22 protein-coding genes are annotated in these 20977 nt (G+C 70.8%); 8 read left to right on the plus strand and 14 right to left on the minus strand.

All coding sequences use genetic code 11. The features are described from left to right. Nucleotides 1-97: 97 nt before the first annotated feature. Entirely contained in the window at nucleotides 98-1381 is a 1284-nt protein-coding gene (locus BLT28_RS19125; RefSeq protein WP_043812446.1) for a M14 family metallopeptidase, read from the plus strand. Nucleotides 1382-1491: 110 nt separating this feature from the next. Beyond that, nucleotides 1492-2754 carry a M14 family metallopeptidase gene (locus BLT28_RS19130; RefSeq protein WP_030430903.1) on the plus strand — a complete coding sequence of 421 codons (1263 nt, stop codon included), beginning with the start codon at nucleotides 1492-1494 and terminating at the stop codon, nucleotides 2752-2754. Nucleotides 2755-2822: 68 nt separating this feature from the next. Here BLT28_RS19130 and BLT28_RS19135 read toward each other — a convergent pair whose 3' ends face one another. From BLT28_RS19135 to BLT28_RS19165, 7 genes are read right to left on the minus strand one after another with little or no spacing between them, the layout of a single operon-like run. Continuing rightward, nucleotides 2823-3155 carry a hypothetical protein gene (locus tag BLT28_RS19135; RefSeq protein WP_030430902.1) on the minus strand — a complete coding sequence of 111 codons (333 nt, stop codon included), beginning with the start codon at nucleotides 3153-3155 and terminating at the stop codon, nucleotides 2823-2825. Between the two features lie 36 nt (nucleotides 3156-3191). Next, nucleotides 3192-4376 (minus strand): aminotransferase class V-fold PLP-dependent enzyme, encoded by a 1185-nt coding sequence (locus BLT28_RS19140; protein ID WP_030430901.1) that lies wholly within the window; start codon nucleotides 4374-4376, stop codon nucleotides 3192-3194. Between the two features lie 5 nt (nucleotides 4377-4381). Beyond that, nucleotides 4382-5026, minus strand: a complete 645-nt coding sequence (locus BLT28_RS19145; protein ID WP_030430900.1) for an ABC transporter ATP-binding protein — start codon at nucleotides 5024-5026, stop codon at nucleotides 4382-4384. After that, a complete protein-coding gene (locus BLT28_RS19150) occupies nucleotides 5020-5922 on the minus strand; it encodes an ABC transporter ATP-binding protein (RefSeq protein WP_231950342.1) in 903 nt (300 codons plus the stop codon). The genes BLT28_RS19145 and BLT28_RS19150 overlap by 7 nt, the downstream gene beginning before the upstream one ends. Next, a complete protein-coding gene (locus BLT28_RS19155) occupies nucleotides 5919-6776 on the minus strand; it encodes an ABC transporter permease (protein ID WP_030430898.1) in 858 nt (285 codons plus the stop codon). The genes BLT28_RS19150 and BLT28_RS19155 overlap by 4 nt, the downstream gene beginning before the upstream one ends. Continuing rightward, nucleotides 6769-7752 (minus strand): ABC transporter permease, encoded by a 984-nt coding sequence (locus BLT28_RS19160; protein WP_030430897.1) that lies wholly within the window; start codon nucleotides 7750-7752, stop codon nucleotides 6769-6771. The genes BLT28_RS19155 and BLT28_RS19160 overlap by 8 nt, the downstream gene beginning before the upstream one ends. After that, nucleotides 7749-9347, minus strand: coding sequence for an ABC transporter substrate-binding protein (locus BLT28_RS19165; RefSeq protein ID WP_030430896.1), 1599 nt, complete (start codon nucleotides 9345-9347; stop codon nucleotides 7749-7751). The genes BLT28_RS19160 and BLT28_RS19165 overlap by 4 nt, the downstream gene beginning before the upstream one ends. Nucleotides 9348-9400: 53 nt before the next feature. On the opposite strand from BLT28_RS19165, the gene BLT28_RS19170 reads away from it, so the two are divergent. Then, nucleotides 9401-9616: a helix-turn-helix domain-containing protein gene (locus BLT28_RS19170; protein ID WP_030430895.1), complete on the plus strand. Its 216-nt coding sequence runs from the start codon at nucleotides 9401-9403 to the stop codon at nucleotides 9614-9616. Between the two features lie 9 nt (nucleotides 9617-9625). Here BLT28_RS19170 and BLT28_RS19175 read toward each other — a convergent pair whose 3' ends face one another. Continuing rightward, nucleotides 9626-10291 carry a DUF2848 domain-containing protein gene (locus BLT28_RS19175; RefSeq protein WP_030430894.1) on the minus strand — a complete coding sequence of 222 codons (666 nt, stop codon included), beginning with the start codon at nucleotides 10289-10291 and terminating at the stop codon, nucleotides 9626-9628. Between the two features lie 54 nt (nucleotides 10292-10345). On the opposite strand from BLT28_RS19175, the gene BLT28_RS19180 reads away from it, so the two are divergent. Next, complete coding sequence (locus tag BLT28_RS19180; RefSeq protein ID WP_030430893.1) at nucleotides 10346-11650, plus strand: MFS transporter; 1305 nt, start codon at nucleotides 10346-10348, stop codon at nucleotides 11648-11650. Between the two features lie 12 nt (nucleotides 11651-11662). Here BLT28_RS19180 and BLT28_RS19185 read toward each other — a convergent pair whose 3' ends face one another. Continuing rightward, nucleotides 11663-12283: a GntR family transcriptional regulator gene (locus BLT28_RS19185; protein ID WP_030430892.1), complete on the minus strand. Its 621-nt coding sequence runs from the start codon at nucleotides 12281-12283 to the stop codon at nucleotides 11663-11665. A gap of 39 nt (nucleotides 12284-12322) precedes the next feature. Between BLT28_RS19185 and BLT28_RS19190 the strand changes: the two genes are divergently transcribed. From BLT28_RS19190 to BLT28_RS19200, 3 genes are read left to right on the plus strand one after another with little or no spacing between them, the layout of a single operon-like run. After that, nucleotides 12323-13123: a carbon-nitrogen hydrolase family protein gene (locus BLT28_RS19190; RefSeq protein ID WP_030430891.1), complete on the plus strand. Its 801-nt coding sequence runs from the start codon at nucleotides 12323-12325 to the stop codon at nucleotides 13121-13123. A gap of 55 nt (nucleotides 13124-13178) precedes the next feature. Next, nucleotides 13179-13859 (plus strand): response regulator transcription factor, encoded by a 681-nt coding sequence (locus tag BLT28_RS19195; RefSeq protein WP_030430890.1) that lies wholly within the window; start codon nucleotides 13179-13181, stop codon nucleotides 13857-13859. Further along, nucleotides 13856-15067 carry a sensor histidine kinase gene (locus BLT28_RS19200; RefSeq protein ID WP_052407583.1) on the plus strand — a complete coding sequence of 404 codons (1212 nt, stop codon included), beginning with the start codon at nucleotides 13856-13858 and terminating at the stop codon, nucleotides 15065-15067. The genes BLT28_RS19195 and BLT28_RS19200 overlap by 4 nt, the downstream gene beginning before the upstream one ends. 54 nt (nucleotides 15068-15121) lie before the next feature. On the opposite strand, the gene BLT28_RS19205 is transcribed toward BLT28_RS19200, so the two are convergent. The 5 genes from BLT28_RS19205 to nadA form a co-directional block, all read right to left on the minus strand. Further along, nucleotides 15122-15469, minus strand: a complete 348-nt coding sequence (locus BLT28_RS19205; RefSeq protein WP_030430888.1) for a hypothetical protein — start codon at nucleotides 15467-15469, stop codon at nucleotides 15122-15124. 107 nt (nucleotides 15470-15576) lie between these two features. Further along, on the minus strand, nucleotides 15577-16464 hold the full coding sequence (locus tag BLT28_RS19210) for a hypothetical protein (protein ID WP_030430887.1): 888 nt from the start codon (nucleotides 16462-16464) through the stop codon (nucleotides 15577-15579). Nucleotides 16465-16641: 177 nt separating this feature from the next. Then, nucleotides 16642-17535, minus strand: a complete 894-nt coding sequence (gene nadC / locus BLT28_RS19215; RefSeq protein ID WP_052407582.1) for a carboxylating nicotinate-nucleotide diphosphorylase — start codon at nucleotides 17533-17535, stop codon at nucleotides 16642-16644. Further along, complete coding sequence (locus tag BLT28_RS19220; RefSeq protein ID WP_030430885.1) at nucleotides 17532-19187, minus strand: L-aspartate oxidase; 1656 nt, start codon at nucleotides 19185-19187, stop codon at nucleotides 17532-17534. The genes nadC and BLT28_RS19220 overlap by 4 nt, the downstream gene beginning before the upstream one ends. Then, complete coding sequence (nadA, locus tag BLT28_RS19225; RefSeq protein WP_030430884.1) at nucleotides 19184-20185, minus strand: quinolinate synthase NadA; 1002 nt, start codon at nucleotides 20183-20185, stop codon at nucleotides 19184-19186. The genes BLT28_RS19220 and nadA overlap by 4 nt, the downstream gene beginning before the upstream one ends. A 91-nt stretch (nucleotides 20186-20276) precedes the next feature. Here nadA and BLT28_RS19230 point away from each other — a divergent pair, with 91 nt between their 5' ends. Beyond that, nucleotides 20277-20975: an NUDIX hydrolase gene (locus tag BLT28_RS19230; protein WP_172806521.1), complete on the plus strand. Its 699-nt coding sequence runs from the start codon at nucleotides 20277-20279 to the stop codon at nucleotides 20973-20975. Nucleotides 20976-20977 lie beyond the last annotated feature (2 nt).

Below are 20977 nucleotides of genomic sequence, written 5' to 3' on the forward strand. Positions count from 1 at the left end.
CGCCGAGGCGGCGTCGAGCACTGTTCCAGGGGCGTTCCCACCAGCGCGGGTGGGAACGCCCCTGCCCCTGTGAACACATCCCCTGGAGGTTGTCCCTATGGCCACCCGACTCGGCCTGAGAGCCGTCGCGGTCGGCGCCTGCCTGGCCGTGATCGTCCCGGCGTACGGCCTGGCCACCATGCCGGAAGCCGAGACCGTCTACACCGTGGACGGCGTCGCCGGCACGGACGCGCGCACGGAGGTCGTCTCCTCCGGCGCGGACGTGCTCGGCGTCGACCACGCGGAGATGACCGTCTCCGCCCTGCCTGGTGAGGCTAAACTCTTGCGCGACAAGGGTTTCAAGCTCACGCCGATCGGTGACCGGGCCCGTCAGCTGGCCGAGCGCAGCGGACCCGGCGTCACTCCGAGGGACTTCCCGCCCGCCGACGCCGGCTACCACAACTACGCGGAGCTGACCGCGGAGCTGCAGAAGACCGCCCGCGACTTCCCCGACCTGGCCAAAGTCTCCAGCGTCGGCAAGAGCCACGAGGGCAAGGACGTCTGGCTGGTCAAGCTCAGCGCCAACGTCGCGACCGACGAGAACGAACCGGAGACGATCTTCACCTGCAACCAGCACGCCCGCGAGCACCTGTCCGCGGAGATGTGCCTGCGCCGCATCGTGCAGCGCTTCACCACCGGCTACGCCACCGACCCCGCTGTCAAGAAGCTCATGGACAGCAGGGAGATCTGGGTGCTGCCGATGGTGAACCCGGACGGCATCGAGTACGACGTGTCCACCGGCACCTACAAGAGCTGGCGGCTCAACCGGCAGCCGAACCCGGGCAGCAGCCGGATCGGCACCGACCTCAACCGCAACTGGGGCCACAAGTGGGGCTGCTGCGGCGGATCCTCGTCGACGCCGGGCAGTGAGACCTACCGGGGCGCCGGCCCGTTCTCCGCGCCGGAGACCAAGGTGATCAGCGACTTCGTGAACAGCCGCGTGGTCGGCGGCAAGCAGCAGATCACCACGCACATCGACTGGCACACCTACGGCGAGCTGGTGATGTGGCCCTACGGCTACACCAAGGACGACACCACGCCGGACCTGAACTCCGAGCACCTGCGCGCGTTCAAGGAGCTGGGCACCCAGATGGCGGCGAGCAACCGCTACAAGCCCCAGCAGGCCAGCGACCTCTACATCACCGACGGCGGCGTCCGGGACTGGATGTGGGGCCGGCACCGGATCTGGAGCTACACCTTCGAGATGTTCGGCGGCCAGTACGGCTTCTACCCACCCGATGAGGTGATCGACCGCGAGACGAGTCGCAACGACAAGGCGGTCGAGCTGATGCTCACTTACGCGGATTGCGTTCCGCGCATCGTCGGCGGTACATGCGGGTGATTTCGACGTTGGTAGGGCGATCCGTCCGGTTCGCCCTACCAACGTCTCTTGCAGAGCTGCCCGCCAAGCCCCACTCTCCGACCATTCCCTGCCCCCCTCGGAGGTATCCCATGCGCAAGCATCGCGGCCTGCTGGTGGCGATCTGTATGGCCCTGATAGTGCCCGGCGCGGTGAGCGCGGGCGCGGCACCGCCCGAGTCGGCCGGCGTCTACGACGTCACCGCGAAAACGGTCGAGCTGCGCACCTCGGTCGCCTCGACCGGCGTCGACGTCTACTCCGTGCACGGCGACCGGATGACCGTCGCCGCCACCAAGGAGCAGGCGAGAGTGTTGCGGGCCAGGGGTTTCGCCCAGACCTTCCAAGGTGACGTCCAGGAGCAGCTGGCCGCGCTCACCTCGGGGCCCAGCGCGCGGGACTTCCCGTCCGGCTACGCGGGCTACCACAACTACGCGGAGATGACGGCCGAACTGCGCAAGGCGGCCTCGGACTTCCCGAACATCGCCAAGCTCTCCAGCATCGGCAAGAGCCACGAGGGCCGCGACATCTGGATGCTGAAGATCAGCGACAACGTCAACTCCGACGAGAACGAGCCGGAAGTCCTGTTCAACTGCAACATCCACGCGCGCGAGCACCTGACCGTGGAGATGTGCCTGCGCATCGCCAAGCGCTTCACCACCGGCTACGCGAGCAACTCCGCGATCAAGGGCGTCGTGGACTCGCGGGAGATCCTGATCGTGCCGAGTGTGAACCCGGACGGCGCGGAGTACGACATCGCCACCGGGCAGTTCCGCAGCTGGCGCAAGAACCGCCAGGCCCCCAGCGGCACCGACATCAACCGCAACTTCGGCTACAAGTGGGGCTGCTGCGGCGGTTCCTCCGGCAGCACCGGCAGCGAGACCTACCGCGGCCCGTCGGCGTTCTCCACCCCGGAGGCGCAGCGCATCCGCGACCTGGTGAACAGCCGGGTGGTCGGCGGCAAGCAGCAGATCACCGCGAACATCGACTTCCACACCTACTCGGAGCTGGTGCTGTGGCCGTTCGGCTACACCCAGAACGACACGGCGCCGGGCCTCAACGCCGACGAGCAGAAGGCGTTCTCCACGCTCGGCAGGCAGATGGCGCAGACGAACGGGTACACCCCGCAGCAGGGCAGCGACCTGTACGTGACCGACGGGGACATCACCGACTGGATGTGGGGCCAGCACAAGATCTGGACCTACACGTTCGAGATGTACCCGAGCGGCGGCGGAGCCGGTGGCTTCTACCCGCGTGACACCGTGATCGAGCGGGAGACCGCCCGCAACGACAAGGCCGTGGACCTGTTGCTGTCCTACGCGGACTGCGTTCCCCGCGTGATCGGCAAGACCTGCTGAACGACGCTGTGACGAAGGCCGTCTCCCGATTTCCGGGAGACGGCCCTTTATTTCGGGCCAGGGCGAACTCAGACCTTCTTGACCACGATTTCGATCAGGTTGTTGTGGTCCATGTCCGTCTTGTGCTTGCCGGACTTGTAGGTCTGCGGCGGCGTCACCGGCTTGCCGTCCGGCCGGGTACCCCGGAAGTGCAGGGTGGCCTGGTAACCCCCGCTGACCTGGATCTCCGTCGACGTCTTGTTCTCGATGCCGTGGGAGCCCTTGGTGTAGCAGCCTGACCAGCTGCCGGAGGTCCAGTGCAGCTTCGCGCCCGCGCATCCGGCGGCCTGGGCGGCGGCGGGCGCCGACAGCGAGACGAGCAGGGCGACGGCACCCGTGAGAAGAATGTTCCTGGAACGCATTCCGCGATGCTCACCCATTCCGCGGACATATGCAAATCAAGCCGGACTCAAGCCCGAAACGGCTTCCAGAAAAGAAGAAATCTGTTCGGGACTCACGAAGTAGTGCGGAGAGGCGCGGACGAACTCCGTCAACCCGCGTCGGCTCATGTCCAGCAATGCGCCGTGGGCCCCGGCCGCCGACACCGTGATCCGCTTGCCGCGCAAGGCGTCCTTCACGGCCTCGGCACCGATCCCGTCGACGCTGAAGCTCACGATGCCGCTCCGCACAGCACCGATGTCGTGCACCCGAACACGAGGAATCCCGGTCAGTCCTTCACGAAGCGCACCGGCCCGCGCCCGCACCGCTCGCTCGATGACATCGATCCCGATCTCATCCGCGTACCGCAGCGCCGCGATCAATCCCAACCGGTCGGCGACGGAGAACTCCCACAGCTCGTGCACGCGCGCGTCCGACCGCAGCTCCACGCTGTCCGGGATGCGCCACGTCGCCCCGTGCTGGTCGATCTGCGTCGGGCACAGCTCGACTCCGTCGCGCACCACGAGAACACCGGTCCCGCGCGGACCCCGTAGCCACTTCCGCCCGGTCACCGAGATCAAGTCGGCGCCGATCTCGTCGGCCCTGACACGCATCTGCCCAGCCGACTGACACGCGTCGAGCAGCACCAACGCGCCCGCGTCGTGTGCGACCGCCACCGCCTCGCGGACCGGGTTCACCAAGCCGCTGTTGGTCGGCGCGTGCACCAACGACACCAGCTTCACGCGTTCGTCCAGCAACTCTCGCAGCGCGCCGACGTCCAACGCGCCGGTCGAGTCGGACGGGATCACGTCGACCTGCGCGCCGACCAGCCGGGCGCGGTGGTAGATCGCCACCGCGTTGCTGCCGTACTCCGCTTCGCTGATCAGAACCCGGTCGCCCTCGGCGAGCGGTACTGCGGTGAACGCGTTGAGCCAGGACCGCGTCGCGCTCTCGGTGAACGCGACCTCCTCGGGTTCGCACCCCAAGAAGTTCGCCGCGACCGCATACCCCTTCTCCAGGTCGTCGGCGCGTTCCGCCGCGGCGCGGTAGCCACCGACCTCGGACTCACGGCGCAGATGGCTGATCGTCTCGCGGAGCACCGGTTCGGGCGGGAGGGACGAGCCCGCGCTGTCGAGGAAGATCCGCTCGCGAGCACCGGGCGTATCGGTGCGGACGGCTTCGAGGTCGATCCCGTCGTCGAACATGTCCCTCACCGTAGGAGATCAGCCCAGCGCTGTACACGATCTGCCCACACGCTGAGCAGGTCCTCGTCGTGGCTGATCGCCAGCACCCCGACTTCGGCGGCGCGCACCTCCTCCTGCACGACGCCGACCAGCGCCGCGGTGGTGGACGCGTCCAACATGGCGGTCATCTCGTCGCAGACCAGGTACCTCGGCTTGAGCGCCAACGCCCGCGCCAGGCACGCGCGCTGCAACTGCCCGTCGCTGACCTCGTGCGGGCGGCGGCCGAGCAGGTCCTCGGTCAGCCCGACGCGCTCGGCCAGCTCGCCCACCTCCGCCGGAAAGCCGTTGGCCGCCAAGGGTTCCACGATGACCTCGCGGAGGGTGAACCTCGGATCGACCGACAACCGCGGCTGCTGGAAGACAACGCCGATCGCGGTTCGCCGGGCGCGCGGGGCGGCGTGCCGGAAGCGCCGCACGACCACGTCGTCGAGCACGACCTCCCCCGCCCACGGCTCGTGCAGCAGCGTCAGCACCTTGGCCAGCGTCGACTTCCCGCAGCCGCTGGGCCCGGCGAGGCCGAGCACGGCACCGCGGTCGATCTTGATGTCCACATCGGACAGAACGGGAACGCCCTTCCGGTAGCCGGCGACCAAGCCGGTTCCGCTCAGCACGGGCGCCTGCACGCGACGAGCCGGTCATCGTCGTGGGCCACCAGCGCGGGATCGCCGCTGCAGGTGTCCGAGACCGGGCACCGGGGCCGGAACGCGCAACCGTCCGGCAGGTGGGTCAGCTCCGGTGGATGCCCGGGGATCGGCCGGAAACCGCCCTCCGGCAACGCGTTCAGCAGTCCTGTGGTGTAGGGGTGCAGCGGGTCGGCGAACACCTTGGCGGCCGGGCCCAGCTCCACGAGCCTGCTCGCGTACATCACCGCGAGGTCGGTCGCCGAGCGCCGCGCCGCGGCGAGGTCGTGCGTGATCAGCAGGACCGCCCTGCCCTCCTCAGCCAGCCCGGCCAGCAGATCCATCGTCCGGTCCACCAACGGCCGGTCCAGCCCGCTGGTCGGCTCGTCGGCGAGGACGATCGGCGGGTCACCGGCCAGCGCCATCGCGATCGCGACGCGCTGCGCCATCCCACCGGACAGCTCGTGCGGGTACCGGTCGAGTGCTTTCGGTGGCAAACCAACGCGTTCGGCCAGTTCGTCGACGTCCTGGTCTGGTTTGAGCGCGCGCACGGCCTCGGCCAGCTGGCTGCGCGCCGTGCGAACCGGTGTGAGGTGGGTGACCGCCGACTGCGGCACCAACCCGATCATCCGGCCGCGCACCTTGGTGGCCAACGTTGTCTCGTCGGCGGCGAGCACGTCCAGCCCGTTCAGCCTCGCGCTGCCACGCACTTCGGCGTTGCCCGGCAACAAGCCCAGCAACGCCGAGGCAAGAACCGACTTCCCGCACCCGCTCTCCCCCACCAACGCGAGCAAGCGCCCCGGCCTCAGCTCGAACGACGCGTCGGTGACGGCCCGGACTTCGGCTCCGCGCACCAGGAAACGCACCGACAGACCCTCGACGATCACAGCGCCAACTCCGATCTGCGGCGCGGCACAAGGCGATCACGCCACACCGACGCCAACCCCGACACCGCGAGCGTCGTCGCGATGAGGACGAGTGACGGGAACGCCACCACCCACCACGCTCCGGTCATCACCGCAGCCCTGGACTCCGCCAGGATGTTGCCGATGCTGGCCATGTGCGGTGGCAGACCGAGCCCCAGGAAGCTGAGCGCGGTCTCGTGCCACACCGCGTGCGGCAACAACAACACCGCCGACATCGCCGCCTGCGGCACCACCGCCGGAACGAGGTGGCGGTGCAGCACGCGCCACCTGGAGGCTCCACCGGAGATCGCCGCGTCGATGAAGGGCCGCTCCCGCAAGGAAAGCACCTCAGCACGCACGATCCGCGCCACCGTCGTCCAGTGCGTCAGCGCGATCGAGGCAACGACCGCGGTCAGGTTTCCGCGGTACAGAGCCACGATCACGATGCCGAGCAGCAGGTGCGGCACGGAGTTCAGCGTGTCAACGAAGCGCATCGCCAGCCGATCCGGCCACCCGCCGACGGCCCCGGACAGCCCGCCGATGAGCACGCCGAGCACCGTCGAGATCACCGCGCACAGCACCGCGACCAACAACGACACACGCAGCCCGGCGAACGCCCGCAGCAACAGATCGCGGCCACCCGCATCGGTGCCGAAGGGGTGCTCCAAGGACGGCGCGAGGCGCACCGACTCGTAGTGGATCAGGCTCTCGTCCAGTCCACCCAGCCACGGCAGGAACACCGCGCCGAGCACGAGGACCGCGAGCGTGACGGCTCCCCAAGCCAGCCGTGGTGTGCCGGTCCGCGCCCGGCCGACGCGTCGCCACTGGTCAACCATCGACGCCCACCCTCGGGTCGAGCACCGCAGCCGCCACGTCCGCGAGCAACGAGCCGATCAGCACCGCGGTCGTGGCGAGCAGCGAAAGCACAACCAGCAAAGGGAAATCCACGGCGAGCGCGGCGCGGACCACTGCGCTCGCCACGCCCGGCCACGAGAAGACCTCCTCGACCAGGACAGCTCCGGTGACCAGCTCCGGCACCCGCGCTCCGATCAGCGTCACGAACGGCAGCAACGCCGTCGGCAGCGCGTGCCTCAGCACCACGACGCGATCCGCGAGGCCACGCGCCCGGGCTCCCGTCACGTGGTCCTCGGCCAACGAGGTCAGCAACGACTGCCGCACGTGCAGCACCAACCACGGCGTCTGCGACACCGCCAGCACCAACGCGGGCAGGGCGAGGTGTGACACCACCTGGCCGAACGTCGCCTCCGCTCCCGCGTCGGTCAGCCCCGCGACCGGGAACCACCCCAGCGACAACGAGAAGACCGCGATCGCTACAAGAGCGAGCACGAAGGGTGGAATGCCTTCCAGGGCGTGGCCGATCGCCGTGACGCAGCGGTCGAGCCACCCGCCCTGCCGCCACGCGGCGAGCACACCGAGCACCAACGCGATCAGCACCGCCAGGACGAGCCCCACGGTCACCAGCAGCAGCGTCCACGGCAGGCGCTCGCCGATGACCTGCGCGACGGGCTGCCGGAACGACCGGCTCACCCCGAGGTCCCCGGACAGCAACCCGCCCGCCCATCGTCCGAATTGGACAACCAGGGAGTCGTTGAGCCCCAGTGCTTCCCGCGCCTGCGCGATCTCATCGGCCGAGGCGTTGAAGATCTGCACGCCGTAGTACTGGTGGATCGGGTCGAACGGCGATGCGGCGCCCAGGAGGAAGACGCCGACAGCAACAGCGCAGAGCACCGGGACCGCGAACACCACCCGCCGCAACGCCAGTGCCGCGATCTCCCGCGAGCGGCTTCTCACCCTCGGGGCACCCAGCTCTGCACGTTCCACCACGGCCCCCAGGTCAGGCCGTGCGTGTGCGGGTCGACGACCTCCTGGTAACCGGTCCACCCGTCACGCACGACGTAGGTGTGGTCCAGGAAGACGAGGAACACCATGCCGGGGTCGGCGGCGTAGGCGCGCTGGAACTGGCGGTAGTAGGCGACCCGCTGCGCGGGGTCGGTCTCCTTGCGCCCGGCGTCCAGCGCCGCGTCGACCTGGGCGTTGCGGTAGGAGCCGGGGTTGTTGAACCCGTTGGCGGCAAAGGAGGAATGCAGCAGCGGGTAGGACTTCAGGTCCGGGTCGAACGGGTTGCCGCCGCCGAGCACCAACGCGTCCGCGCCCATCCGCGGCTCGATGGCCTCCCAGCCCAGGCCCTCCAGCTTGACCTCGACGCCGACCGCCTTGGCGTCGGAGGCGAACGCCTGTGCCAGGTCCTTGCGCACGGAGTCGCCCGCCGGGTACATCAGCGTGAAGCTCGCGCGCTGGCCGCCGCGCGCCCGCACGCCGTCACCGCCCATGACCCAGCCCGCCTGCTCAAGAAGGCGCGCGGCCTCGTCCTTGTCGTAACGGAACTGCGCGGTGGGCTCGACGAACTCGGGAAGTGCCTGCGGGATGGGCGTCGACGCGGGCTGTCCACGTCCGCCGAGCAACGCCTGGATCATGCCCGCGCGGTTCATCGCGTAGTTCAACGCCAGCCGCATCGCGCGGTCACCGGTCACCGGGTTCGCCATCGGCATGACGACCGTGCGGTAGTCGGCGCTGGCGTGCTTGATGATCTGGGCGCCCTTCATGTCGGCCAACCCGTTGGCAGCCAAGGGCGGCAGCGCGGTGCCGTCGAACTCGCCCGCCTTCATCCGCTGCGCCCGCGTGTTGTCGTCGATCGCGAAGACCACGGTCAGCTTGCGAACCTTCGGCGCGCCGAGGAAGTAGTCGTCGTTGGCCTCCATCACCATGCGGTCGCCCTTGCGCCACTCGGTGAGCTTGTACGGCCCGGTGCCGACCGGCTTGCCGTTGAACGGCGAGCGCTCAAGCGGTCCGGGCTGCGCCACCGCCTCGCTCGGCACGATGCCGAGCACCAGGCGGTGGGCGAACGGCGCGTAGGGGTAGGCCAGCGAGAAGCGCACGGTCGACGGCCCGTCCGCGTCCACCGCGGTGACCATCGAGTAGTTGGCGCGCACGGTCGACGCGAACGCGGGGTCGAGCACGGCCCGGTAGGTCGCGACGACGTCCTCCGAACCGAAGGTGCTGCCGTCGTGGAACTTCACACCGGGCCGGAGCTTCACTGTCCAGGTCCTGCCGTCCGGCGACGGCTGCGGCACGTCGGCGGCGAGAGCGGCGCGCACACTGCGGTCGGCGCGGTGCTCGACCAGGCCGTCGAAGAGCTTGGACGCGCCCTCCTCACCGAAGCCGAGCAGCGGGTTCAGCGTTTCGGGCTCGTAGCCGTCCGCCAGCACCATGCTCGTGTGGTCCGGGCCGTTCTGCCGATCGGGAGTGGAGGGTGTCGTGCACGCGGTGAGTGCCGCGACAGCGATCAGGGCGGAGCCGGCGAGCCGCCGACGGCGAGTGAGGAGCACGCGACGACCCTAGGAACTCCTGCCACTCGCTTGCAACAGCTACGGTGGTGGCCATGTCGACCGAAGCAGAAGCCCTGTTGCCGTACGAGGTGGGCGACTTCGCCAAGCTCGTCCGCGAGGTCCGCGAACGCCGCGGCTGGAGCCACGCCCAGCTGGCCGAAGCCGCCGACATGCCCCTTCAGGCGGTACTCGACTTCGAAGCCGCACGGACCCGCCCCGCACTCGCCGCCGGCACCATGCGCCACCTCGTCGACGTCATGATGGACTGACCGGCCACCTCAGCCGACTGGTTCGGGGAGCGGCGAAGTGCTGTAGGCGAGGCTGAGCGAGTCCTCCGGCGAGGCCAGTTCCACGCGCCATGAGCGGGCGAACTGGTTCACGCCGGGCAGCATGGGGATCGTGCCGGAGAGCAGGACCGTGCCCGGCACCAGCAGTCCACGAGCCCGCAGCTCCTCGATCCAGTAGGACGGCGGCAGCAGCTCGGCCAACGTGCCGCGCTGGATGACCTCGTCGTCCGCCCACGCGGTCAGCGTCAGCTCGTCCGAACGGTCCTCGACCGAGGACAACCGCCACGCCCGGGTGCCGAGCACGTCCGGGGCGGCCTGCTTGCTCCACGCGACCCCGTGCACCTCGAGTTCGCGGTCGGTGTGGTCGCACGCCACCGTCAGCAGCACGTCGTCGTCCGTCACGACCAGCGCCCACTCCGCCTCGCCCGAGGTCTTCCCGTGCTGCACCGGCACGGTCGTGGTCTGCTGCGCCAGGTACGGCGCCACCGGGTACAGGCACGGAGTGGTCGAAGGCGCGGGTACGCCCAGTTCGGCCAGCTCGGCCACGTGGGCGGCCACATCCTCCTGGCTCCGGCCCGCGTAACCGCCGTTGAGCAGGTACTTCACCGCCACGGGGACCCGGGCGCCGTCAGGCAGCTCGAACACCAGCTCGGTCACGGTCGACCCACCTCCACTTGCGCATACGTGTTGTATACAGTCAGTATCACACGCATGGCCCAGCAACCAAGCCGTTCCGCACTGGCGCGCGCCTTCGCCGCCAGCCTCTCCGGTACCGCTTTGGAGTGGTACGACTTCGCGATCTACTCCTCGGCCGCCGCGCTGGTCTTCGGGCACCTGTTCTTCCCGAGCGGCGACGCGCTGACCGAGACGCTGACCGCCTTCTCCACCTACGCGGTCGGCTACGTCTCGCGCCCGCTCGGCGGGATCGTCTTCGGCAGGCTCGGCGACGTGATCGGCCGCAAGCGGGTCCTGGTGATCACGTTGCTGCTCACCGGGATCGCCACCTTCCTCATCGGCGCGCTGCCGACGCACGACCAGATCGGCACCAGCGCCGGGGTCCTGCTGGTGCTGCTGCGCTTCGCCCAGGGCGTCGGGCTCGGCGGCGAGTGGGGCGGCGCGGTGCTGCTGTCCAGCGAGTTCGGCGACCCGAAGCGACGCGGCTTCTGGGCGTCGGCGGCGCAGGTCGGCCCGCCCGCGGGAACCCTGCTGGCCAACGGGGTGCTCGCGGTGCTCACCGGGGTGCTGAGCCGGGAGCAGTTCCTGAGCTGGGGTTGGCGGGTGGCCTTCCTGTTCTCCGCGGTTCTGGTCCTCTTCGGGCTGTGGATCCGGCTGAAGCTGGAGGAGACGCCGGTCTTCAAGGCGATCGAGGAGCACGGCGACCGCCCCGTCGCCCCGATCCGCGAGGTCTTCAGCACGCAGGCCCGCCCGCTGGTCGCGGCGATCCTGTGCCGGGTCTGCCCCGATGTGCTCTACGCGTTGTTCGCGGTGTTCACGCTGACCTACACCACCCAGGTCCTCAAGCTGCCGCAGAGCTGGGCGCTGACCGCGATCATGGTCGGCTCGGCGGCGCAGCTCGTGCTGATCCCGCTGGCCGGTGCGCTCTCCGACGTCTGGGGCCGACGCAGGACCTATGCGGTGGCAACGGTCTGCGCGGTCGCCTGGCCGTTCGTGTTCTTCCCGCTCGCCGAGCAGCGGTCGCTGTTGTTGCTGGTGCTGGGCGTGATCGGCGGCTTGGCGATCCACTCGTTCCTCTACGGCCCGCAGGCCGCCTTCATCTCCGAGCAGTTCGCGCCGCGCCTGCGCTACACCGGCAGCTCGCTGGCCTACACGCTCGCCGGCGTCATCGGCGGTGCGGTGGCGCCGCTGCTGTTCACGTGGCTGTTCGCCGAGTTCGGCAGCTGGCTGGCCGTGGCCGCCTACCTGGCCGTCACGGGCGTCATCACCCTGGTGGGCGTCCGCCTCGGCCGGAACCCCCAGCAAGCCGAAGCCGAAGACCGCGCCCTCACCCCCGCGTGACCGCCCAGGAGGTCAGGTGGTGAGCAGGACGTGGCGGGTGGCTTCGAGGTGGTGGGTGATCGCGGTGGCGGCGGCCTCGACGTCACCGGCCTCCAGCGCGGACACGATCGCCTCGTGCTCGGCGAGCACCGCCTCCTGCCTGCCGGGCGCGCGCACCAGCGCGGCGACCCCGCAGCGGATCTGCCGGGCGCGCAAGCCCTCGTACATCCGGGCCATCAGCTCGTTCCCGGCCGCCGCGACCAGGGCGGAGTGGAACTCGTGATCCAGGTCGATGAACTCGCCCTCGTTCCCGTCGGCCACGAGGAGCCGTTGCCGCGCAAGGGTTTCCCGCATCTTCCCCACCGCGGCGGAGCCGATCGCGCGCTCGGCCGCGTGCCGTTCGATCAGCCCGCGCAACTCCATCAGCTCCGCGATCTCCCGCCCCGACACCGGAGCGATGTAGGCGCCCTTCTTCGGCACCAGGCGGACCAGGTCCTCGGCGGCCAGCATCAGCAGCGCCTCGCGGATGGGGGTGCGGGAGACGCCGATCCGGTCGGCCACGTCCTGTTCGCTGATGAAGCTGCCCTGCTGCGCCGGATCGCTGAGCACGGTGTTCCGCAGGAACTCGTACGCCCGGTCCCGCCCTGACCTCATCGCGTCCCCTGTTGCATACAGTGAGCATACAAAGACACCATGGAGGAGTCAGTGCGCATCGCCCTGTGCCAGATCGTTTCCGGCCCCGATCCGGCCGCCAACCTGGAGCTCGTGCGCGAGCAGGTGCGCCGGGCCGAGGGCGCCGACCTGGTCGTCTTCCCCGAAGCGACCATGGCCTGCTTCGGCGGCCCCAAGCTCGCCGAGGTCGCCGAACCGCTGGACGGGCCGTGGGCGAGCGCCGTCCGGGACATCGCGCTGGAGGCCGGGGTCACGGTGCTCGCGGGGATGTTCACGCCGGAGCCGGACGGGCGCGTGCGCAACACGCTGCTGATCACCGGGCCGGGCGGGCACCACGGCTACGACAAGATCCACCTCTTCGACGCCTTCGGTTTCCAGGAGTCCGCGACCGTCGCGCCGGGCACCGAGGCGGTCACCTTCGACGTCGGCGGCACCACCGTGGGCGCCGCGGTCTGCTACGACGTGCGGTTCCCCGAGCTGTTCCGAGCGCTGGCCGACCGCGGTGCCGAGGTGATCGTGGTGACCGCGTCCTGGGGAGCCGGGCCGGGCAAGCGCGAGCAGTGGGAGCTGCTGGTCCGGGCCCGCGCGCTGGACACGACGTCCTGGGTGGTCGCGGTCGGCCAGGCGGACCCGGCCAGCATCGGCATCGCCCAGCAGGGCACCGCGCCGACGGGGATCGGCTACAGCCTCGTCGCCGATCCGTTCGGCCGCGTGCACGCGACCCTTGCCGACGAGCCTGAAACGCGAGTGGTGCTCATCGTCCCCGAAGCGGTCGCCCCGGCCCGCGCGGCCATTCCGGTGCTGGTCAACCGCAGGCTCTGACCGAGGGGCCACGACGGAAACAGTCCGGAAACCAGCCCCTCGATAGCTTCGGCGAATGCGGCTGTTGATCATCGAGGACGAGCCCGACCTGGCGACCGGGCTCAAGGCCGGGCTGACGCACGCGGGCTACGCGGTGGACATCGCACCGACCGGGCGCGCGGGCCTGGAGAAGACCTGCACCCACTCCTACGACCTCGTCGTCCTCGACCTGAACCTGCCGGACGCCGACGGGCTCGACCTGTGCAGGCGGATCCTGGCGGAGCAGGTCGAGCAGCCGCCGCGCATCCTCATGCTCACCGCGCGCGGCGGCCTCGCCGACCGGGTCCGGGGCCTGGACCACGGCGCCGACGACTACCTGGTGAAGCCGTTCGCACTGGCCGAACTCCTTGCCAGGGTTCGGGTTCTGCTGCGGCGGGACGTCTACGCCGGCGGCTGCGTGCAGCGGCTCGGCGACCTGGAGCTGGACACCGCGAGGGGCACGGTGTCGCGCGCGGGAACGCCGCTGTCGCTGACCCGCAAGGAGTTCGGGGTCCTGCGGTACCTGATGACCCGGCCGGGGCACGTCGTCTCCGCCGAGGACCTGCTCGAACACGTCTGGGACGAGCACGCCAACCCCTTCACCGAGACCGTCCGTGTCACCGTGGGCACGTTGCGGCGCAAGGTGACCGTGCCCGACGGGCCACCGCTGATCGAGACGGTCGTCGGTCGCGGCTACAGGTTGAAGGAACTGCGGTGACCCGCTGCCGCTGGTCGTCGACGATCCGCTTCCGGATGACGGTCACGTACTCGGCGTGGGTGTTCACCCTGGGCGTCATCGTGCTCGGCCTGCTGTACCTGAGCGTCCTGGCCTCGGTGGACGAGACGAGGAAGCCCCTGAAGGTCAGGCACATGGTGCTCGGCGACGGCAGCGGCGCGATCTTCGCCAAGGAGGTCGAGGCCGCGGTCGACGACTGGGAACGCGAGACCACCTACGGGGCGGTCGCCCTGCTCGGCAAGTACTCGCTGGTCGCGCTGGCCCTGCTGTTCCTGCTGAGCCTCGCGGTGGGCTGGTGGCAGTCCGGCCGCGCGCTGCGCCCGATCCGCCGGATCACCAGCACCACCAGGGAGATCACCGCGACCGACCTGAGCCGCCGGATCGCCCTCGACGGCCCGCGGGACGAGCTGCGCGAGCTGGCCGAGACCATCGACGACATGCTGACCCGGCTCAGCACCGCCTTCGAGGACCAGCGCAGGCTGCTCGGCGACGCCTCGCACGAGCTGCGCAACCCGCTGGCGATCATCCAGACCAGCCTGGACGCCGTGCTCTCCCGCGACGACGCGAGCGCGGAGCAGCGCCAGGAGGCGACCGCGATCGTCGGCAGGGCGGTGGGCAGGATGGGCGGACTGGTCGAGGACCTGCTCGCCACCGGCCGCCGGGACGCGCTCGCCTTCGCCGAGGCCGACATCGAGCTGGCGGGGATCGCCCGGGACGCCGGGGCCGAGTACCGCCTGCTCGCCGAGGAGTCCGGGGTGCGGCTGGTCGAGGAGCACGAGCCGGGTCCGGCCGTGATCGGTGACCGCGACGCGCTGCGCCGGGCGGTGGCGAACGTGCTCAGCAACGCCGTGCGGGTGGCTCCCGCGGGCAGCTCGGTCCGGCTCACCTCGGGCGGTGCGGGCGGCTGGTGCTGGATCGCGGTCCGCGACGAGGGCCCCGGGATCGCCGAGGAGGACCACAGCCGCGTCTTCGACCGGTTCTGGCAGGCCGGGCAGCGGTCGGCGGCGACGAGCGGGCACAGCGGGCTCGGGCTGGCGATCGTCCGGCAGATCGTCGAGGGCCACGGCGGCCGGGTCGGCCTGGACAGCGTCCCCGGGGCCGGGAGCACGTTCGTGCTCTGGTTCCCCGACAGCCGCCGGGCCCCGGCGGACCGGGAATCGCGGCCGACCGGAGTTCCCGCATTCCACTGAGCGACCGAAAAAGGGAACGGAGCGGGTCGGGTGCGCTCCGTTCCCCCTTTTTTGTCAGCGCTTCACACAGATCGCGTGCAGCTCCGCGATGGCGAGGTACAGATCGTTCTGCTTCTTCACCGCAAGCGACTCGTGGATGGGCTTGCACTTCGTGCCGGTGCGCTTCTCGTGCTCGGCGAGGCCCTTCTTGGTGCCCGCCTGGGCGTGGTTCGCGGCCTCGTCGGCGGTCTGCGCGAAGGCCGCGGCCCTGATCGCGATCTTGCCGGGGACCGGGCGGTCCACGGTGACCCGGACGTCCGCCGGGGCGGTGGTGGCGGCCAGCGCGGCGGGGGCACCGGCGAGCGGGATCGCCACCATCAGGGCACCGACGGCCAGGAACGACTTGAGCGAGGGCAGTGCCATGGAAACTCTCCAATCGGTGGGGAAACCAACGAGAGGGAGTCAATCAGGAACCCCAGAAAAGGAGCCGAAAGAAATGACGACGACGCCCGCCACTAGCGAAAGGAATGTCAAGCGGCAGTGAAGCGAAAGGCGTCGAGCGCTAACCGGGGGTCGCCGGCCGGGACGCTCGCGCGGGCGCGCTGGCGGTCCCGCGTGGCGACGCAGCTCTTGGTCCGGGCGCGGTCCTCGACCGGCGCCAGCGGGACCAGGACGTCGAGCAGCATCGGGTTGGTCGGCAGGTCGAACAGCTCGATGTGGAAGGCGCCGTCCGGCAGGGCCATGCCGGCGACCACGTCGGCTGCGGCCTCGGTCAGCCGGGTCAGCGCGCGCTGGTCGGTCACCGGGACCCGGCCCGCGCCGGGGCCGACGTAGTAGAACAGCCGCGCCGCGGCGATCCCGCCGTCCACGGCGATGCCCTCGACGTGGCAGACCGGCGCGATGACCCACTCCTCGAAGAGCATGTCGGCGTCCGGGTCGAGGTCGGCGAGGTCGTAGGAGGAGGTGAGCCTGCGGATGCCCGCGTCGGCCCGCGAGACCGGCTTGGCGATCACCGGCGTGCGGAAGTCCCAGTCCTCCAACGTGGCGCGGTCGAGCAACTGCACGGTGCGCAGCCCTGCCGCGACGGCGCGCTGATGCGTCTCGCGCCGGTCGCGCGGAGCGCTGTCGACCGGCTGGGCGGCGAGCCCGAGGACCTCCCGGAGCCGCGCCGCGAGCGGGATGCTCCGCCCGTCCAGCGGTACGACGCGGTCGGGGACGCCCCAGCGGAGCCTCATCTCGGCGAGCGCGGCGGCCAGCAGTGTCTCCTCGCCGGAGCAGGTGATCAGCCAGGCGTCGCCGCCGAGCCGTTCACACGCCCAGTCGTGGTCCCGCACACCGCTGGAGAGCAGCAGGAGACGGGGCCGGGCGGAGGACGAGACGGTGCCTGACGGGACTGCGCGATCCGAGGAGGTGGCCACAGAGTTACCCCCGAATGTCCGAACAACTTTCACAATGCACGACTGCCTGCGGGGCAGATACTAACGGAAAAGAGCGTCCGCGTGGACCATCCGGGTGATCGTTTCGGCGCAATCCTTATTGAATCTTCATCCTCATCACCCGGTGTACACGGGAACGCGGGCCGAGCACCGAATGACCTACTCCATGTCCATCCCCAGATCGAGTGCGCTCGCCGAGTGGGTCAGCCCGCCGACCGCGAGGAAGTCCACGCCGGTCTCCGCGTAGGCCCGCGCCACCTCCAGGCTCAGCCCGCCGGAGGCCTCCAGCCGCGCGGGCGCGCCCGCGGCCCGGTTGCGGCGAACCGCCTCGGCGCACTCCTCGACGGTGAAGTTGTCCAGCAGGACCAGCTCGGCGCGCTCGGCCAGCACCTCGTCCAGCTCGGCGAGCGAGCCCACCTCGACCTCGCACTCCAGCTCCGGCGCGTACGCGCGGGCCGCCTTCAGCGCCGCCCCGGCCGATCCGGCGGCGACCACGTGGTTGTCCTTGATCAGGACCGCGTCGCCGAGGCCGAGCCGGTGGTTCTGCCCACCGCCGCAGCGCACCGCGTACTTCTGCGACAACCGCAGGCCGGGCAGGGTCTTGCGGCTGTCCCGCACGACGCAACCGGTGCCCTCGATCTCCGCCACCCACGCCGCGGTCGTCGTCGCGACCCCGGACAGGTGGCACAGCAGGTTCAGCGCGGTCCGCTCGGCGGTCAGCAGACCCCGCACCGGCCCGCGCAACCGGAGCGCGGACTCCCCGGCGTGCAGCCGCGAACCGTCCGGGCGCACGCCGAGCACCTGGTAACCGCCAACGCCCAGCACCGCGTCGAACACCGCCAGCGCCAGCGGCCCGCCCGCGAGCACGCCCGGCACCCGTGGGTTGATGTCGGCGACCGCGATGGCGCCCGCGGGCACCGTGGCCAGCGTCGTCACGTCAGCGCCGTAGCGCAGGTCCTCGCTCAGCGCGGTGTCGATGACCCGGCGCGCGTCCTCCAGGTCCAGCCCGGCCTCGGTCAGGCTGATCTGGGTTTCCGGTGAAAGAGCCCTCACGCCGCACCTCCCCTGTTCTCGTGACTGCTGAGTGCCATCGCGCCCAGCAGCACGGGCTGCCCGGACACGTCCAAGCGAAGCGGCAGGCTCCGCAGCAACCGCGCGTCGTCGCGCCCCGGGTGGTCCAGCCGCACGTGGCAGCCCCGCGACTCGGTGCGCGCGTCGGCCGCCGTCAGCAGGGCGCGCGCGGCCAGCGCGAGCGCGGCGTCCTCAACGGCCCGATGTGTCCTCAGTGGACGGTGCACGGAGGACTCCAGCGCGCTGAGCGCCGCCGCGATCCCGGCCGAGTCCCTGCCGATCCCGGCGTGCCGGCTCATCGCGTCCTGCAACGGCTGACGGTCGGCGACGAGTGCCGCGGGCAGGTCGGTGACCTCCACGGCGCGCGGATCGCCGAGCAGACCGGCGCCGAGATCGAAGGCGACCGCGCGCGCCGCACGCGCTCCGACGACGAGCCCTTCGAGGAGGCTGTTGGACGCCAGGCGGTTCGCCCCGTGCAGCCCGGTGCGCGCCACCTCGCCCGCCGCGTACAAGCCGGTCAACGACGTGCGTCCATCCACAGTGGACATGACACCGCCGCACGCGAAATGTGCTGCCGGGGCAACGGGAATCCCGTCCGTTCCGGGATCGACACCGACCGCTTCACAGGCCGCGTGGACGGTGGGGAACCGCCGCCGGAAGGCTTCGCCGCCGAGGTGCGTGGCGTCCAGGTACACGTGGTCGGTGCCGGTTTCCACCATGCGCCTGCTGATCGCGGCGGCGACCACGTCACGTGGAGCCAGGTCGCCGAGCGGGTGCACGCCGGTCATCACGCGCTCGCCGAACGCGTCGACCAGCACCGCGCCCTCGCCGCGAACCGCCTCGGTCACCAACGGGCACCGGCCGCGCGCACCGGCTCCGGTGTACAGCACCGTGGGGTGGAACTGCACGAACTCCACGTCCGCGACGGCTGCCCCGGCCCGTAGCGCGAGCGCGAGACCGTCCGCCGTCGCGACCTCGGGGTTGGACGTCGCCTGGAACAGCTGGCCGAGTCCGCCGGTCGCGAGCAGGATCGCCGGTGCGCGGAGCACTCCCGGCACGCCGTCGCCGTCGAGCACCTGCAGTCCCGCGACCTGACCGGCCGGGGTGTGCAGCGCCTGAACGGCGATGTGGTTGTGCAGCATGGGAATCCGGCCGTCGCGCACCGAGGCCAGCAGCGCGCGCTCCACCTCGGCCCCGGTCGCGTCGCCACCCGCGTGCACCACCCGGAACGCGCTGTGGCCGCCTTCGCGGGTGCGGGCGAACCTGCCGCCCTCGGCGAGGTCGAAGGCCGCGCCGAGCCGCATCAGCCTGCGCACCGCGGCCGGGCCGTCCCGGATGATCCCGGCTGTCGCGGCCTCGTCGCAGAGCCCGGCTCCCGCCGTGAGCGTGTCCGCGATGTGCCGGTCCACCGAGTCGCCCGCGTCGTGCTGGCCTGGCAAGACAACGGCGACACCGCCTTGTGCCCAACGGGTGTTGCCGTCCTCGGCCGACGCCTTGGTGATCACCAGGACGCGCAGGCCCAGTTCGTGCGCGGTGAGCGCGGCGGTCAGGCCGGCGACACCGGTGCCGACCACGACCAGGTCGGCGCGCGCCTCCCAGGTGGCCGCGCCGACCTCGCGCAGCGGCGCCGTCACTCGCCACCGCCGGGCGTGCCGATCTCGATCATGCGCTGCACGGCGCCGCGCGCCCGGCGGGCGGTCTCGGCGTCGACGTGCACCTCGTCGGCGTTCTCCCGCAGGCTCCGCAGCAGCGCCGCCGGCGTGATCATCTTCATGTAGGGGCAGGACGCGCGCTCGTTCACCGCGCGGAAGTCGATCTCCGGGGCGGCCTTGCGCAGCTGGTGCAGCATGCCGACCTCGGTGGCGACCAGGACGGAGGTGGCCGAGGTGCTGCGGGCCGCCTTCACCATGTCACCGGTGGAGAGGATCTTGACCTGCTCGGCCGGCACGGTGCCCTCGCCCGCGAGGTAGAGCGCCGAGGTGGCGCAGCCGCACTCCGGGTGGATGAACAGGTCGGCGTCCGGGAACGCGGCGGCCCGGTCGGCCAGCTCGGGACCGTTGATCCCGGCGTGCACGTGGCACTCCCCGGCCCACACGTGGATGTTGTCCCGCCCGGTCTCGCGGCGCACGTGCGCGCCGAGGAACTGGTCCGGCAGGAACAGCACCTCGCGGTCCTCCGGGATCGAGCGGACCACGTCCACCGCGTTCGAGGAGGTGCAGCAGATGTCGGTCTCCGCCTTCACGTCGGCGGTGGTGTTGACGTAGGAGACGACGACGGCGCCGGGGTGCTCGGCCTTCCACGCGCGCAGCTGGTCCGCGGTGATCGAGTCGGCCAGCGAGCAGCCCGCGCGGGCGTCCGGGATCAGCACCGTCTTGTCCGGGCTGAGGATCTTCGCGGTCTCCGCCATGAAGTGCACGCCGCAGAAGACGATCGTCGACGCGTCGCTGTCCGCGGCGATCCGGCTCAGGGCGAGGGAGTCGCCGGTGTGGTCGGCGATGTCCTGGATCTCCGGGAGCTGGTAGTTGTGCGCGAGCAGCACGGCATCGCGCTTCCTGGCCAGTTCCCGCACTTCTTGCGCCCAGGCGGCGTCGGGGGTGACTCCGCCGTATGGAGCGATCTCCGTTGTGGCCATCGTGTTCTCCTCGCTGCCTGCCGGGCGCTTGCCCGTCGCCCAGGTTTTCGCCTAACAAGCGAAAACGGGATGGATGGTATCAATTCCAGCGATGGCGGTACATGAGGTGCTCGCAGCTGTGCTGCAGGTGAGATCCGGTTCACTCCAGGTGCTGCTGTGGCAGCGGGCCCTGGACCCCGACAAGGGGCGCTGGTCGCTGCCCGGTGGCAGGCTCGGCGCCCGCGAGGACGTGGAGACCTCGATCCGCCGCCAGCTGGCCGAGAAGGTCGACGTCCGCCAGCTCACCCACGTCGAGCAGCTGGCCGTCTTCAGCGCCCCCGACCGCGTGCCCGGCGAACGCGTGGTGGCGACAGCCTTCCTCGGGCTGGTCCCCTGCGACGTCGACCCCGTGCTGCCCGAGGACACCGCGTGGCACCCCGTCGCCGCGCTGCCGGAGTCGGCCTTCGACCACGACGCCATCGTGCAGAAGGCGCGGGATCGCTTGCGCGCCAAGCTCTCCTACACCAACCTCGGCTTCGCCCTCGCCGGGCGGGAGTTCACCGTCTCCACCCTGCGCGAGCTGTACTCGGCGGCGCTGGGCTACCGGGTCTCGGCCACCAACCTGCAACGCGTGCTCTCCCGCAGGGGCCTGCTCGAACCCACCGGCAGCACCGCCCCGCCCGGCCCCTCCGGCGGCCGACCGGCGGCGCTGTTCCGCTTCGTCACCCGGGGCCTGCAGGTCACCGACCCCTTCGCGGTGTTCCGCCCGCCGTCGGCCGACCGCCCGGCGCGCTCGGCACGTTGGCCTTAGTG

Origin of the sequence: Allokutzneria albata (assembly GCF_900103775.1) — a bacterium.
Lineage (GTDB): Bacteria > Actinomycetota > Actinomycetes > Mycobacteriales > Pseudonocardiaceae > Allokutzneria > Allokutzneria albata.